Origin of the sequence: Lentibacillus populi, assembly GCA_014642895.1 — a bacterium.
In the GTDB taxonomy this organism is placed as follows: domain Bacteria; phylum Bacillota; class Bacilli; order Bacillales; family Amphibacillaceae; genus Lentibacillus_C; species Lentibacillus_C populi.
This window is the reverse complement of record BMJD01000009.1, coordinates 15,103-30,924: the sequence shown is the minus strand read 5'-3', so window position 1 is coordinate 30,924 and position 15,822 is coordinate 15,103. Positions and strand designations below refer to the sequence as shown.

Below are 15,822 nucleotides of genomic sequence, written 5' to 3'. Positions count from 1 at the left end.
TCCTTCTAATCCCCATTCACATGGGGATTAGAAGAGAAATTTTAACTATTATTTTATAAAAACCGTCTTTATTGATGTGAAAAATTCAATTGCAGCCCTTCCCTGTTCCCTGGAATGTGAACTCGAATTCTTCATACCGCCAAACGGCGCTTGTAGTTCCACACCCGCGGACTCTGCATTTACTCGAACCAGTCCAGCTTCAATGTCATCGATAAAGGACAGCATGTTTTGAATGTGAGTCGTAAAAATGGATGCACTCAAACCAAATTCTACGTCGTTCGCTAATTTAATGGCTTCTTCTACTGTTTCAACCTTTATTAGAGCAAGTACGGGTCCAAATATTTCTTCTTGGGCAATTGTCATGTCGTTACTTACATTTTCAAATACTGTAGGTTCCACATAATAACCATTACCATGTTCACCATCCGTTAATTGGTTACCGCCCAAAACAAGAGAAGCCCCCTCATCTTTACCTTTTTGAATATAATAAAGGATTTTTTCTAATTGTGATTGACTAATACAAGGGCCCATCCAATTATCCTTCGATAGTCCATTTCCCACGGTTAATTTTTCAATTTCATTTAATAGTTTCTCTTTAAATCGATCATATACCGTTCCTTGTACAATCACACGACTGGTTGCTGTGCATTTTTGTCCAGTTGAGCTTAATCCACCACTGATAATCGCCTTAACAGCTAACTCTAAATCAGCATCTTCCAAAACAATTACTGGGTTTTTCCCACCCATCTCGAGCTGATATTTTGCGCCTCTGACTAAACAGGTTTGCCCTATTTGTTTCCCAACTTGGTTAGAACCTGTAAATGTCACACCATCAACGTCTGGATGTTCAGCAATACCTTGACCGATTACAGAGCCTTGACCAGTAACCATGTTGACAACACCTTCTGGAAGTCCGGCTTCTGCAAAACATTCCATCACTTTTGCACATGTTACAGCCGCTTCAGTAGCCGGTTTTATCACTACAGTATTACCATAAATTAATGCTGGTGCCATTTTCCAAAGTGGTATGGCAACTGGGAAGTTCCAAGGTGTTATTACCCCGACTACACCTAAAGGGGTACGTGTCGTGTACATTAACCCATCACTATCTGTTGAGGGGATTACATCACCAATTTTTCTTAAACCTTCACCGGCATAATACCTTAATATAGCTATACCTCTAGCAGTCTCTCCCTTTGCTTCGGGTAATGTCTTACCCATTTCCCGTGTTAACGATTCGGCAACTTCATCTAACCGGTTCTCTAGAATATCAGCAACTCTGTATAAGTAGTTTCCTCTAGCATTTCCTGATAATTTTCTCCAATTGTGTTTGGCCTCTTTTGCCGCAGCTACGGCTTGATTTAGATCTTCCACAGTAGATTTTTGCAAATAACCGACTACTTCATGTTGCACAGCCGGATTTATGCTTTTCAATTGCTCATTACTACTTGAAGAACTCCAATGTCCATTGATAAAATTTAAATAGCTTTTTTCCTCCGTTTTTAGCATCTTCCCCATCCTTTCTGTAACTTTCAGTGCTTATAAGCTCTTAGTAAAATCTACTGGATATTTATCATGAGCTTTCTTCAATATTTCTTCCAGTTGTTGATAATGTTCTTTTGTAACAGGGGTAACGGGCGGTCTAACGTTACTACTGTTAACAGGCAACCCGACAATCTCCATGCCAGCTTTAATTAATGAAATGGCATAACTTTTCCCTTGACGACGAATTCGATTTATTGGAAGTATTACCTCCTGATAAATATCGTTCACCATTTCCTTGTCATTAGAAAGTAAAGCGTCAAAATATTTCCTGGAAATATGCGGGATATAATTTGAAATTGCTGATGAATATGACTTAAAACCAAGTGGTACATATGCTGGCATGGTTACTTCAGCCATTGGCATTCCGTTCAACCAACTAAATCGATCCCCTAGGGTTTGTGTGAACTCGATATTCAATTCCATACTTCCATACCCATCCTTAAATCCGACTACTTGGGGAGTTCTTGCCAACCTTTCCAGTGTACTGAGTTGCATTACCGCATTATTTCTATGATAGACTATTGCATTTAAATCTGTATGACTAGCAATTGTGTTAAAATATTGAAAAATACCTTCTTGTTCCCCGTGAATCAAGTACGGCGGCATAATCAGGTAACCATCAACTCCATGCCTTTCAGAGACCTCCGCCTTTCTTAACGCATCTGTAATATTCCCACCGACTCCAGTATAAAGCGGTACCTTATCACCTACTACTGACTTGGCAATTTCAACTAAACTTTCATACTCTTGTAATTCCAATGAATGATATTCACCTGCGCCACAGGCAACAAACATTGCTTCTAACCCTGAGTCTAAAAGGAATTCAATATTATGCGTCAAAGCCAACTCATCTACTTGATCCTGATCATCAAGTGGTGTAACTGGAAACCCAAGAATTCCTGTTGGTGCTACTCTATTCATTCAAATTCACCTCTTCATTAGTCACATTTCTTTGTTTTGTTCTAGCTAATTTCATACGCCTTCTCACATTATCCAAGTGTAAATACATTGCTTTATGTGCTTCAAAAGGATCATGATTTTTAAGTGCTTCGTATATCGCTGTATGTTGTTCTATTGTCAATTCAATATTTCGGTCCTTCTCTGAAATGGTGTAGTATGTTTCATAAAAGAAATTCATTAATGGTTCAATGATCCCCGCAGTCACATTATTACTTGCTGATGATGTAATAATTCTATGAAATTCTTTATCTAGTTCATCATAATGACCTAACTGGTTTTTCATTGAATCAATTGTATACTTTAATCCCTCCAATTCTTTATCTGCGATACTTTCTGCTGCAAGTGTTACAAAGCCTAGTTCTTGGGACATTCTTGTTTCAATAAGTGTTTCAATATTTGCTGCTGACGAAGCTAGCATGATTCGGAATGGTCTACTACCGATTTTATTTGTTACATATGTCCCCCCTCTCGTTTTCCTTTTTAATATTCCAATAGTTTCAAGTGAACTTAATGCTTCTCTTAAAACTTGCCGACTAACAGAAAGTCTTTCCATTAATTCAAGCTCTGGGGGCAATTTGTCGCCAACCTTTATTTGACCACTAATTAACAAATTGATAATCTCATCCATCACAAGTTCTGAAAGCGTATTCTTTTTTATGGATTTTAATTTAATGTCACCGCGCAATTTATTTATAGTTTTCTCCTCCTTGGCTGGTTAGTTATCATACATTGTACAATTTTCACCCAATTCCGTCAAGAGGATTTTCCATTTGTCCGACAAATGAACAATTTAATTTTAAATTGTACTTATGTGGAGGATAATATAAATAATCAACCCTATAAAAATTGTCGTCAGGACATAACATCTATTCCATCTAAAACCCACTTGCCACCACGTAACTTTCAACATATTACTTACTAACAAATTGGACGCACTTATTGGTGATAGTGCAACCGATACACACCAGGACAATGTAAAAAATAATCACTTCTTTTTTGCGTTTAGCTACTCTTTGGAATCAGAGGTTCGATCCTGAAGTTGATGCACGGTTACTTCCCCCCAACTCAAATCCGGAACTCGATACTTTTCTAATAATACGTCATCAATCTCTACACCTAGACCTTTAATGCTTTTATCGGGAGCGTGTAAATAACCATCTTTATAAATTATTTTGTTTTTTACTACATCCCCGGTATAAAGTTCTGGACCTGTCGGGTCTGAGGTGTAATGAATATTTGTTAATGAACAACCTAAATGAGCCATTGCAGCTGTTCCAATCGAAAGTTCCTGTGTGGTACCTAATACACATTCCTTATTTACTACCTCTGCTGCATAAGCTGCTTTCTTGGCAGATGTAAGCCCGCCGATAAATATTGGAGAAATATTAAAGATATCTACTGCATCTTTTTTAATCATTTCATGTTGTTGTTTGAAACTCCATACATGCTCACTGATCGGGTAATCTGTCTTCAGTCTTATTTGGTATAAGCCTTCAAAGTCATTTCTAGGTGCCGGACTCTCAATCATTTCCAACCCTAAGTCATATCTTGAAAGTCTTTTAACCGCCCGCAAAGCATCCTTCCAATTTAAAAGATGACTAAAATCATAGGATTTGATTTTCACCCTTGATCCGAACTCCTCTTTAACCTTCGCTAAAAATGCTTCATCCGCGTCTAAATTTTTTCCTGCATATAAACGGAAAACATCAAAGCCCTGTTCATACCTCTTACGTACTACATCCATGTTCTCCTCTACTTCTTCCATGAAACGATGTCTAAAAATTGGATAACAAACCTTTAGCTTGTCTCTAACTCTCCCGCCTAACAAGTCAGAAACAGAAACATTCAGGTACTTAGCACATAAATCATGTAATGCATTGTCAATTCCATTTCGAATAAAGCTCCCTTTTTCATAGTAATACATAGCCTCTGGGAAGTTGTCGAGAAGGTCTTGGTTGATTTTCATTAAATTAAACGGATCCTTACCAACTAAAACTGACTTTAATCCCTTCCCTAAATCATTTAAGTCAATCGAATAACGAGGTAGATGAGAGAAATCAGACATTTCACCGATTCCTACTGTTCCCTCATCAGAATGAATCCTCACAATAACGTGCTTATTAACAAAACCTGTATGCCGCGGAACACCAACAGCATGTAATTCGATATCTGTTATTTTCATACTACTTCTCCCCCTATGACTTTATTTTATGACTATAGGATAAACAGGCGTTTCACCCTTCATAACGGCAATAATATCCCCGGCAGTTGTCAAGGCCATTTCTTTAAACGCTTCAAACGTTAGCGCTCCCAAGTGAGGAGTCACAATCACATTATCTAATTGAAATAATGGATGCTCCATTACTGGTGGCTCGTTTTCAAAAACGTCAATGCAAGCTCCCCTTATTTCATTTTTTCGCAGGACATCTGCTAACGCATCCTCATCAACAACCCCGCCCCTTGACGCATTGATTAACAAGGCATCTTTTTTCATTAGTTTTATAGATTTACGGTTAATCAAATGATGTGTATCTCGCGAATATGGAACATGTAGTGTCACGACATCCGAATGTGACAACAGGTTTTCCAACTTATTAGTTACTTCCATATTTGATGGTACATTTTCCCTGGATATATATGGATCGTAAATAAGAATATTCATCCCAAGTCCATCATTACTTTTGTCTGCAATCAAACGGCCAATATTTCCAAATCCAATAATTCCTAAAGTTTTTCCCCTTAGCTCATAACCAAACAATCGATTTCTGATCTCAAAATCTCCACACCTAACTGCCTTGTCAGCATTCAATAAATTCCGCATACCAGAAAGCATAAAACCCAGTACCAATTCAGCTACGGCATTGATATTTGCGGTGGGTGCATTTGTAATTAAAATGCCACGCTCGTTTGCTGCCTTAACATCGATATTATCAACCCCAATGCCATGTCTAGCAATAATTTTTAGTCTATACGCGTTTTCCAGTACTTTTTGACTGTACCTTTCTGTCCTTGCTAAAATCGCATCTACATCCTGCACATACGTCAATAAGGTTTCTTCATCATAACTTGGTGGATCAATTATTGTAGCTCCCGCTTTCTGCAGCAATTTGACGCCCTCAGAATCAATTTGTTGTGGAATTAATACCTTAAAATGCATTTACACCACTCCCTAGGCTTGCGTTTTGCTGATTTTAGACCATTTATTCAAGATAGTGAACAGTTCCTTTTTATCGTTCTCATGTAAAGGCCCTACTGGTTCTCGAGTTATTCCCGCTGTCAAACCTAACTGTTCCATGGCCTCTTTAATAACAACAACATTGTTTCCATCGTTATATTTTGCACGAAGGTTTTCGAATGGCAGGATTTCTTCCCAAATATCCCATACTAGCTGTTGGTCCCCTTCCTGTAATGCATCAAACAAGACCAATGATTTTTCGGGATTCACGTTAACCAGTCCGGAAGTAAATCCCACTGTTCCAGAATGATGAAAGAAGGGGGCCCACTTTTCAGCTGTTCCACAAATCCAGGCAATGTTACTGCTTTTCGGGGTCTGTCGAATAGCTTTTGTTAGTCTTTGCAAATCATTTATAGCATATTTGACACCTGCAAATTTTTCTAAAGGGGCTAATCTATGAATCACATCATCACTTAAGTTTGGATTTTTAAAATAAATGACAGATGGTATATCTAATTCATTAATAATATTTTTAAAATAATCGACAGCTCCATCTTCTGTAATGTATGGATGAATTGGCTGATGAATCATTACACCGTCAGCACCATCCCTTTGTGCAGCCTTCCCCAATTCAATTGCAGTACCCACTGAATATCCAATCCCCGCTATCACTGTAGCCCTACCATCTACAATTTCCACTACTTTTTTTGTTACTTCTTTAGCTTCCGCAAGGGGCAATCCATAAAACTCGCCTGTGTTGCCATTCGATACAATTACCTTAAGCCCGTGCTTAATTAAAAAGTTAATATTTTCTTCTAATCCTTCCCAATTAATATCTTTTGTTTCACAATGAAATGGAACTATATTAATCGCCGAAACTGCGGCCAATTTCTCACTGAAACTTGCATAATCCATAACTAACCCTCACTTTTAACTATATTTTTACTTGTACTGTTAAAGTAACAACCAGCCCTTATCATTAATTATTTCACTCATTAATGTTCACCTCCTTACAACTGATATCTGATATATCATAGTATATAAAAATTAATTTTCTTTTTTGTTAAGAGCAATTTTTAACGAACGATTAATATGGTTTCGGATTACTTCTTCAGCACCATCCGGATCTTGCTCCTTTATTTTTGCGTAAATTAAATAATGATCTTTGAAGGCTCGATCGTGTTCACTGACATCTGATAAAGCTTTTTTTCTGACAAATTGATCATACGAACGTACCGCTTCCACTTGATTTGCGATATAATCATTTTTGGCAATTTGGCAAATCAAGTGATGAAATTCGCTATTGTAATCACGTAGTTTTTGCGTATTATTCTCTCCTGTAAATTGTTCCATTCTTTTAATAATTGAATCCAACTTTTTCAAGTCTTCATCTGTTCGCTTAATTGCCGCTAAACGGGCAGCAACACCCTCCAGAGCAGCTCTTGCCCATGTAATTTCCTCAACTGAACTCATTACACTTTTAGAGACAAAAGTCCCCTTCCTTGGCTGTGTAACCACCAATCCCTCCTTGCCAAGCTGTCTTAAAGCTTCTTTAATCGGTGTTGTGCTTACTTGAAATTGTTTTGACAACTCTCTCTCTCTTAAATGAAATCCGGGTTCATATGTACCGTTCAATATAGCCTCTTTTAGTCCCTCATATATTAAATCTCGGACCGAACGTGATTGTTGACTAATTCTTTTGTTAATTTCACTTTCCATGATGTAATTCTCCTTTTCTATTTCGCCCCTGATTTTATGAGTACCTCTTGGTTTATAAGCGAAGGTGGTACTTCTCCACTAATTCCTTTGATTAAATTTTCCACGGCAAGTTTTGCCATTTCATATCTTGTTTCATACGTTGCAGAACCTATGTGTGGCAATGTTACTACATTGTTCATCTGCAACAATGGATTATCTTTATTTACTGGTTCTTCACAATAAGTATCCAAACCGGCTGCCAATATCTCGTTATTGTTTAAGGCTTTGATTAATTCCCTTTCATCGACTAATTCACCACGTGACCCGTTAATAAATATAGCTGAATTCTTCATTAATTTAAATTCGCTTTCCCCAATCAAATGAACCGTTTCGGGACGTAACGGAACCAACAGGCAAATAAAATCTGAGTCCTTAATAATTGTTCAAAATTAACATGTGTAGCATTTAATTCCTTTTCTGCTTTTTGATTGTTGGAACGATTATGATATAGAATGTTCATTTTAAAACCATGACGTGCCCTTTCGGCAATGGCGGTACCAATTCGTCCCATACCAATAATACCTAATGTTTTATGATGAACATCGATTCCAAACAATTCCTCGCCAATATTCTCGTTCCATTTACCTGACTTCACGTAATCATTTAATTCAGGAATTCTTCTGGAAGTGGATAATAACAATCCGAATATTGCATCTGCAACTGTATCGGTAAGAACATCGGGCGTATTTGTTGCCATAATTCCCCTATTGGTCAGTTCTGTTAAATCCAAATTGTCATAGCCCACAGATATATTCACTACTACTTTTAAATTGGGAGCCTTTTTTAATAACGTACGGTTTATCTTCATTTTCGATCCAATAATACCTTTAGCCTTAATCAAGTCTTCATAAAAACTAGCATTCATTTTTGTATCCAATTTGTGATAACGCACGATAAAATGTTCTTTTAATTGTTCCAAAAGCTCATTTGGTATCAGGTTATACAATATAATCTCTGGCTTCATGGTTTCCTTCCTTTACATGATATATGATATATCAGAATCTTTTAAAGGTCAATAACATTCGATAATAAATTTCAAAATTATTGTAGGCAAATGTTTAGGAAGAGGAATTAATGCCCCTGTTTACCCTATGCTATTAACCCACGGCAGTTACGCTGGTTATTGGACGGATTACCAATCGAACAAAGCAGGCACATAGTGAAATAAAAGCGCGTACCATCCTATAAATAAAGTGAAATATGGAAAAGTGGGAATTCGACTAGGCGAGCCGGGTTCCTACCCTTATACTTAAAGTATGGAATATACGGCGCAATCTCTACTACAAAGAGCGTGTTGAAAATCTACAATTGGAAAGGGGATTTTCCTCACGCCTCATCTACAATGCGAAACCTCCCGAACTTCCTCGATCTTTCTTGATCCTTAATCTTGACTCTCCATCAACAACAACAAATTCTCACTAAAATCATCATAATCTTTAGATTGACTTAAAATTCCAATATTCTTTTCTTCTGAAAGAATGTTGATAAAGTTTTCAAGAATGTCTCCAAAAATATGACTGTCTTCTTTATTCACAGCAATAAGCACAATGATAGAAACATATTTTTCATCCCACTGCACAGGTTCTTCTTGGATTAGTATTGAAATACCTGTTCTTATAGCGTTTCTTTTCATAGAATGCGGCATTGCAACACCATGATTAAAAACCGTTGAGGACATATGCTCACGTTCCTTTACTTCTAAAGTAAAAGACTTATTCGTATAACCTTTTTCCACTAAATTATCTGATAAGAAATCAATAATTTCATATTTATCATCTACAGAAATATTACGAAAGAATAATTCTGGACGGAAAAATTTCTTTAAATATCGAGACATATTTTCCATTTTTTGCTCTCTTTTTATTAAGCCAATTTTTTCTCTAATATTCTTAATATCCTGATCTGTTATAAATGGATGTACGACTATGATATGATTTGTTTTTTCACTAGTAATCATTGTTGTTGAAATAATCAAGTCGGCCTGAATCTGCTCTATATGTTGATTTAACTCTGTAACTAACATTGTTATAGACAGAGAATCATTAAAGTTTTCTTCCAATTTATTCAAAATATCCTTATGAATATCATAATACTGCGGACAAATCACTACACATTTTATTCTATTATTACTACTCTTTGAATCAATATATGAACCAATATGAAGTGCAATATATGAAATTTCATCATCATTAATCTTTATTCCAGCTTTTTCAGCTATCATACTCGAAATAAATACTGAAATATCATAAATTAGAGGATAAGATGTTTTTATTTCCTCTCCAAGAGGATTCCTTGATAAGTCACTAAAGTTTGCACGATTGATTAGATTATGGATGTGTATAATGAGTTTAATAACAAATTCCTTATCGTACATTTCAATAAAGTAAGTTTTTTCTACTTGTTCTAAAATTGACTTTACCATTGTTATAACTGGCTCGCCAACATAATCTTTAAGCTCTTCAAGGGTTAAAGTATTATAATTGGAAAGCGTTGTTTTTCCGATTATGGGAAGTGTTAGATTATAGATTTCATCATTACTAAAGTTTATCCCATAATCCTTCTCAATTATCCCTGTAATTTCTTTAGTGATTTCATATTCACTGGTTTTCTCAACCGATTGATTACGAGGATTGTCTTGAATAATATTATTTTCATAAATCCTTTGAATAGTAACCGCAAAATGAAGTAAAATATTCTCCATTACATAGTTATTAATAATAAAGTTGTGTTTCAACAACGTATCTGTAATTATCTTTTGTAAATCATTAATATCAATTTCCTTTAGTATCGCTTGTATACTCCTTCTTAGGTTAACAGGATTTTTGGACTCTTCAAATACTAGAAAGCGCATTGCCTTCCGCTTATCTGGTTCTTCGCCCTCAATAGTGAAATTATCACCTTTTACAGAAACCTTTAAATCAAACTTATTTAAAAACTTTCGAATTTCCTTAATATCATTTCTTATTGTTTCTTCAGATACAAATAGTTCTTCACTCAAATCATATACATTCAATTTTATCTTCATCTTTATTAGTTTGTTAATAATATAATTCACACGATCTTTTTTAGTTGCAGGGAGATAATTATTTTTATTCTTACCTTCTAGAGCCTTTTGATAGGCAATAATATTAAGCTTATAACCATGTTTACTTGAAATTATTACGTTAGAATCTAATTTATTATTCCATTCTGCCACGCATTTTCTTATCGTTCGATCCGTAACTTGTAGGTTTTGAGCAATAACTGAAGCTGTTTGCCAATTACTTTGATGTAACAAATAGTTTATTAGTCTTTCTGATGTCTTCTCTTTCACTTTTTACTTCACCTCCGATTTTACAAAAATTTGCAAGAAGAAGCCATCCGGAATTCAGATAGCTTCTTAATCACATTATAGAACTTCCCCATTTGACTCAATTACCTTCTTATACCAATCAAAACTTGCCTTCTTAATTCGCTTTCCCGTTCCTCTTCCCCAATTATCTAGATCTACATAAATGAAGCCGTAACGTTTTTCCATTTCTGCGGAAGAGCAACTAACAATATCAATTGGCCCCCAGGCACAGTATGCAATAACTTCAACTCCATCTTTAATGGCTTCTTTCATTTGAGCGATATGAGCCGATAAATAAGCAATTCGATAATCATCATTTATTTTTCCGTTTTCTTCAATTTTATCATACATACCAAATCCATTTTCAGCAATCACTAATGGGACACCATAACGATCATAATATTGACTTAAAGTGTTATAAAATCCTTTTGGATCGATAGCCCACCCCCATGGATTTGCCTCTAAATTTGGATTTTTTATTCTATCAGTTGGATCCATTGAGTTTCTATCTGCTGATACAGTCTGTGAATAATAATATGATAGTGCTAAGAAGTCCATTGTATTATTCGCAAGTAGTTCTGCATCCCCTGGTTGTTCTTTAATATTAATTCCGTTTTCTTCAAAGTAGCGTCTCATATACTTTGGATAAGAACCGCGTAGTTGGACATCAGTATAATAATACTGTAGTCTATTACGTTTCATTGCAAGTACGACGTCATCTGGTTTACAAGAAAATGGATATGCTGTGGAATCAGCTACCATTGTCCCAATTTGAGAATCGGGGCTAATTTCCCTTGCTTTTTTAACAATTTTCGCACTTGCAACAAACTGATTGTGTATAGCCTGAAATTTTGCTTCTTCCATATTCTCAACTTGGTCAATACAAATACCTGTAGAGTTAAATGATTCGAAGTGGACTAAATTAATTTGGTTAATAGTAATCCAATATTTAACCTTACCTTTATAACGATTTAACAATACTTCACCATAAGTTGAAAATAAATCAACAACTTTTCGATTATGCCATCCGCCGTACTTTAGAGTAATCGCAAGTGGCGTTTCATAATGAAGCATTGTAATAATTGGCTCCATTCCGAGTTTTAAACACTCATCAATTAAATTATCATAGAATTTTAGACCAGCCTCGTTTGGTTCGGTATCATCACCATTTGGAAAAATACGTGACCAATCAATCGAGGTACGAAAGGTTTTAAATCCCATTTCTTGAAGTAGTTTTAAATCTTCTTTGTAAGTATGGTAGAAATTAATACCGTGCCTTTTAGGATAGAACCCTTCTTCATCAAGCATATTTGCCTTTACCTGTTCTAATGTCATATCAGAATCTAGGGTTACTTTTTTAATATCTATATCTTTATTGTATAAATGAACGTCTGCGAGGCTTAGCCCTTTTCCATCCAAACCAAAACTACCTTCACATTGATTTGCAGCAACTGCTCCACCCCATAGAAAGTTTTCTGGAAATCCCTTTACGACCATTTGATCTACCCCTCTCTTTTTGATTGAATTCTTTTAATGATTGAAATGAAACGCTCAGATAATAAGAGTTCACTCTTTGTTGTCATTAATGTATCTTGCGCATGGCTAAAAAGTGTGGAATAACGGATCTGTTCCCCTTCTGCTTCTTTTTGCAATGTCGAAGTTTGCAGGCGATGTGCTGTTACTATCTCTTGATTAGCAAGTTCTAATAGTTCTTCTGCCTTTGAGTGATTTTCCGTTTCTACTTCAACCAGAGCATCCATTACATGCTTACGCGCATTACCAGCGTGAAGAATAATATTCATTGATAATTCCGTTAATTCATCAACATGCTGATTATTATTGTCATTTGGCATAACTAAACCTCTTTCTAATTAATTTTGTTCACTTTTTTCCTCCTTTAACTCCTGTAAATCATAGGCTTTAAAGAATGGAAAGTAAATTAAGAATGTTACTGCGAATATAACAATAGCCCAAATGATTGCCATCCAATCTTGTGTTGCTAAGTAAGATGACAGTGGATAAGGAGCATACCAAAGCAGAAATGTTTTAGCAGGTATCGCTACTAACCCAAATTTCATTATAAAATATACGATTGATGGAACAACAATGGAAGAAATCCATACTGGAACCATTAAAAATGGGTTAAATACAACCGGACCTCCAAACATCAATGGTTCATTGATATTAAATACTGATGGCACAATTGTTGCTCGTCCAATTGCTTTTAACCGGTTTGATCTACTAGCAATAAGCATCATAATTGCTAATGCGAGGGTTGTTCCTACACCCCCCATACTTGTAAATGCGTAGACAGTCTCCTGTACAGCAATATTAGTTGGTTCAAGACCTTGTTCAACACGTTGTGCATTTTCCGCAATTGCCGATAGATAAACTGGATATATAACCGGCATTATTGCCCAAGGACTTATACCAAATGTATAAAAGAAGGCCGGTATGAAAATAGATAATACAAAACCAGGATATGTTTGAACGATATCTGTTAATGGACTAAATACCTTTAGAATGACATCAAAAAAGTCAATGTTCATTGGTACTGAAATAAACCATCCAATTAACATTAGTACAGTTATCGGAATAAGGGAGTCAAACCAAGTCTTCACAAAGTCTGGCATCACACTGTCTTCAGAGAAAAATGATTTTTTTGAAGCAATATTCATTACTGCCGCTACCACTAAACCTATAACAATAGATAGAAACATCCCTGTAGCACCAAAACGATCAAAAATAAAAGTAATATTACCATCTTCCGTTACAACAGGTGATAGAAGCATAAGGTATAGTGCAAGTGATGTAGCTCCGAAAATAACCTTTCTATTGTTAATACCTTTTCTCTCCAAAACATAATAAGGTATTAAAAATGCAACTAATAATCCAATTAGTCCAAATGAAAAGCTATTTATTAAAGAGAAATCGGGTAAATTAGGAAATAAGTTATTTAATAAAGATACAACAGTTACAAGTGAACCTACTAAAATCAGAGGCAATATGGTCATTACTGCATCCTGAACTGCTGAAATCCATGGGTTTTTAGTAATTTTATTTACGATAGGTGTAAATTTATCAGTCATAAACTGCATTATTTTATCCATGACAATCCTCCTAATTACTCACCTATAATTAAATCGAGTGCTTTATTGCCATCTAACGCTCCATAAATAGCCTGTGGGATAACTGCTACTTTAATATTTTTATTTTTGGTTTGTTCTTTTAAGCTTTCTTCTTTATAGGCTAAATGTGGCCCAATTAACAAAATATCAATCTCATTTATATATTCTTCTAATTCTGTTTCACTTCTAGCTTTTACTGAAATCTCATATTTTCTTTTTTTTGCAGCCTTTCGTATTGACCCCGCCATAAAACCACTTGAAGCCCCAGCTCCACAAATTAATAATACTTTTTTCATTTTTTTATACCCCCTATATTCTTTATAATTCAAGACTATCTATCTTTGAAAATGAAAACAAACAGAAAAAGTTCCTCCTAGGAGGAACTTTCTTAACATTCTATCTGATAACATTGTAAATAAAGCATGTTTTTGCTACACCGCATCGATCGTAACGCCCTTCTTGCTCAGTGATTTTCTTCAAGGACATCCCGTCGATGATGTAATAATTTACCCATTTTTACTGTACTCGCCTGATCGGAGTAATGTCTACCTACTTTAACTTACCAAAACTTCCACTCTTAAATATATAAACAATATACAGGACCCCCGGATCCGAGACAATGGCTTCACAAGAACAGGAATATTGTCCCGTGTTTCTAGACCCCATGGTTATTTATGGTTCTTTATCCCCATGTTCCTTCACACCCCGTTATGATAGTTTTAACTATAGTGTGAAAAAAGCGAAAGGAATGTTGACAGTAAAATGAAAAAAGTGCATTATTTATTTATTTTTACAGCCTTTATATTGATAGTTCTTGCAGGATGTGGAGAAAACAGTGACTCCACAGAAGTAGGGAAAGATAAAAAGTCTGGTAAAGATGATCAAGCAAGTTATAAAGAATTGGAGACAATCGATTTAGAAGGAACGGTTTCCAAGCTTAACTTTTCCCTCGATGAGGATGGAAATACATTGTTATGGGGAGAAAATGATGGTGGACTGGGAGATGACAAACGACGTTACGTCTGGGTAGATGGAGATGTGAAAGAACTTAATATTGAGAAATTTGACCAATTCTCCATATTGTCCGGATCCGGTAATATCATTAATGGTAAGACGGATTGGGATGCAGAAGTAAACAAGAGACATTCTATTTTAGAATATAATCCTGCTACAGACAAAACAGAAGAATTCGTAGCTGAAAATGACCGTGACGATATCTTATTGCCTAGCCATGGTGTCTATTTGCAGGAGCCGAGAACCTATATACATACCGTAACAAATACGGATTTAGAAGACGCCGAGACCTACATCTGGAACATAGACAACAATGAATTTACTGATTTGAATTTCATTCATGATATTAAACTTGAAGTGGGAGAAGAATTAAAATCCTACCCCCATTTCTTTTTATCAGCGGATGCATCCATGGTTTATGCCTCAGTTTTAGATGGGGGAATCTTCGCCTATGATATAGAAGCACAAAAAACGGAAACCTTGCTTTCATCAAATAATGTGCTGCCAGCGGACGGATATACGACAATGCTAACCTCCGATGGGAAATACATTACATACGGCGTTAATGATTCCGATGATGAAAATATCATTGTTACATACCACGCTCTCGATGTGGATACGAAAGAATCGATCGAAATTGGAAAAGGAAATGCATTATTTACACTCTCAGACGGAAATGTCATTATCGTTGATGAAAATGACATAAAACTTTTCGATTTTGAAACAGAAGAACTAAAAACCATTCATACAATCAAACTAGAAGAAAATGAGGAGATTGATAATGTAACGGTTAGTCTAGACGGAAGCACCATCGCCTATGGCTACACGACAAAGGATGAAGATGACGAGGAGAGTACTTCGCATATTAAAATTTTGCAGAATAAATAGGTTAATTGTTTTACCTTTTTAGA

13 protein-coding genes and 1 pseudogene are annotated in these 15,822 nt (G+C 35.7%); 1 reads left to right on the top strand and 13 read right to left on the bottom strand.

The features are described from left to right. Positions 1–48: 48 nt before the first annotated feature. From gucD to IEX12_RS07800, 13 genes and pseudogenes are all read right to left on the bottom strand, one after another. The gene (gene gucD, locus IEX12_RS07860; RefSeq protein ID WP_371871283.1) at positions 49–1,509 is read right to left on the bottom strand and encodes an alpha-ketoglutaric semialdehyde dehydrogenase GucD; all 1,461 of its coding nucleotides are present in this window, start codon (positions 1,507–1,509) and stop codon (positions 49–51) included. A gap of 30 nt (positions 1,510–1,539) precedes the next feature. Then, positions 1,540–2,466 (bottom strand): 5-dehydro-4-deoxyglucarate dehydratase, encoded by a 927-nt coding sequence (gene kdgD, locus IEX12_RS07855; RefSeq protein WP_188724894.1) that lies wholly within the window; start codon positions 2,464–2,466, stop codon positions 1,540–1,542. Continuing rightward, complete coding sequence (locus tag IEX12_RS07850; RefSeq protein ID WP_188724893.1) at positions 2,459–3,190, bottom strand: FadR/GntR family transcriptional regulator; 732 nt, start codon at positions 3,188–3,190, stop codon at positions 2,459–2,461. The genes kdgD and IEX12_RS07850 overlap by 8 nt, the downstream gene beginning before the upstream one ends. Positions 3,191–3,511: 321 nt before the next feature. Continuing rightward, a complete protein-coding gene (locus IEX12_RS07845) occupies positions 3,512–4,687 on the bottom strand; it encodes a mandelate racemase/muconate lactonizing enzyme family protein (protein ID WP_188724892.1) in 1,176 nt (391 codons plus the stop codon). Positions 4,688–4,708: 21 nt separating this feature from the next. Further along, the gene (locus IEX12_RS07840; protein ID WP_188724891.1) at positions 4,709–5,662 is read right to left on the bottom strand and encodes a hydroxyacid dehydrogenase; all 954 of its coding nucleotides are present in this window, start codon (positions 5,660–5,662) and stop codon (positions 4,709–4,711) included. Between the two features lie 12 nt (positions 5,663–5,674). Continuing rightward, a complete protein-coding gene (locus tag IEX12_RS07835) occupies positions 5,675–6,595 on the bottom strand; it encodes a dihydrodipicolinate synthase family protein (RefSeq protein ID WP_188724890.1) in 921 nt (306 codons plus the stop codon). A gap of 132 nt (positions 6,596–6,727) precedes the next feature. Further along, complete coding sequence (locus IEX12_RS07830) at positions 6,728–7,399, bottom strand: GntR family transcriptional regulator (RefSeq protein WP_188724889.1); 672 nt, start codon at positions 7,397–7,399, stop codon at positions 6,728–6,730. 17 nt (positions 7,400–7,416) lie between these two features. Continuing rightward, a pseudogene (locus IEX12_RS07825) lies at positions 7,417–8,402 on the bottom strand (2-hydroxyacid dehydrogenase). A 417-nt stretch (positions 8,403–8,819) separates the two neighbouring features. Continuing rightward, positions 8,820–10,751 carry a BglG family transcription antiterminator gene (locus IEX12_RS07820; RefSeq protein WP_188724888.1) on the bottom strand — a complete coding sequence of 644 codons (1,932 nt, stop codon included), beginning with the start codon at positions 10,749–10,751 and terminating at the stop codon, positions 8,820–8,822. Between the two features lie 75 nt (positions 10,752–10,826). Continuing rightward, positions 10,827–12,266, bottom strand: coding sequence for a glycoside hydrolase family 1 protein (locus IEX12_RS07815; RefSeq protein WP_188724887.1), 1,440 nt, complete (start codon positions 12,264–12,266; stop codon positions 10,827–10,829). A 5-nt stretch (positions 12,267–12,271) separates the two neighbouring features. Next, the gene (locus tag IEX12_RS07810) at positions 12,272–12,622 is read right to left on the bottom strand and encodes a PTS sugar transporter subunit IIA (RefSeq protein WP_188724886.1); all 351 of its coding nucleotides are present in this window, start codon (positions 12,620–12,622) and stop codon (positions 12,272–12,274) included. An 18-nt stretch (positions 12,623–12,640) separates the two neighbouring features. After that, on the bottom strand, positions 12,641–13,879 hold the full coding sequence (locus IEX12_RS07805; RefSeq protein WP_188724885.1) for a PTS sugar transporter subunit IIC: 1,239 nt from the start codon (positions 13,877–13,879) through the stop codon (positions 12,641–12,643). Between the two features lie 14 nt (positions 13,880–13,893). Then, positions 13,894–14,193: a PTS sugar transporter subunit IIB gene (locus IEX12_RS07800; RefSeq protein WP_188724884.1), complete on the bottom strand. Its 300-nt coding sequence runs from the start codon at positions 14,191–14,193 to the stop codon at positions 13,894–13,896. 466 nt (positions 14,194–14,659) lie between these two features. On the opposite strand from IEX12_RS07800, the gene IEX12_RS07795 reads away from it, so the two are divergent. Then, a complete protein-coding gene (locus IEX12_RS07795) occupies positions 14,660–15,799 on the top strand; it encodes a hypothetical protein (protein WP_188724883.1) in 1,140 nt (379 codons plus the stop codon). The last annotated feature ends 23 nt before the right edge of the window (positions 15,800–15,822 follow it).

Bases quoted from the DNA above. Each gene is read 5' to 3' on its own strand.
- IEX12_RS07800 (WP_188724884.1), bottom strand. From the start codon at position 14,193: ATGAAAAAAGTATTATTAATTTGTGGAGCTGGGGCTTCAAGTGGTTTT.
- IEX12_RS07805 (WP_188724885.1), bottom strand. From the start codon at position 13,879: ATGGATAAAATAATGCAGTTTATGACTGATAAATTTACACCTATCGTA.
- kdgD (WP_188724894.1), bottom strand. From the start codon at position 2,466: ATGAATAGAGTAGCACCAACAGGAATTCTTGGGTTTCCAGTTACACCA.
- IEX12_RS07810 (WP_188724886.1), bottom strand. From the start codon at position 12,622: ATGCCAAATGACAATAATAATCAGCATGTTGATGAATTAACGGAATTA.
- IEX12_RS07845 (WP_188724892.1), bottom strand. From the start codon at position 4,687: ATGAAAATAACAGATATCGAATTACATGCTGTTGGTGTTCCGCGGCAT.
- IEX12_RS07830 (WP_188724889.1), bottom strand. From the start codon at position 7,399: ATGGAAAGTGAAATTAACAAAAGAATTAGTCAACAATCACGTTCGGTC.
- IEX12_RS07795 (WP_188724883.1), top strand. From the start codon at position 14,660: ATGAAAAAAGTGCATTATTTATTTATTTTTACAGCCTTTATATTGATA.
- IEX12_RS07840 (WP_188724891.1), bottom strand. From the start codon at position 5,662: ATGCATTTTAAGGTATTAATTCCACAACAAATTGATTCTGAGGGCGTC.
- IEX12_RS07835 (WP_188724890.1), bottom strand. From the start codon at position 6,595: ATGGATTATGCAAGTTTCAGTGAGAAATTGGCCGCAGTTTCGGCGATT.
- gucD (WP_371871283.1), bottom strand. From the start codon at position 1,509: ATGCTAAAAACGGAGGAAAAAAGCTATTTAAATTTTATCAATGGACAT.
- IEX12_RS07815 (WP_188724887.1), bottom strand. From the start codon at position 12,266: ATGGTCGTAAAGGGATTTCCAGAAAACTTTCTATGGGGTGGAGCAGTT.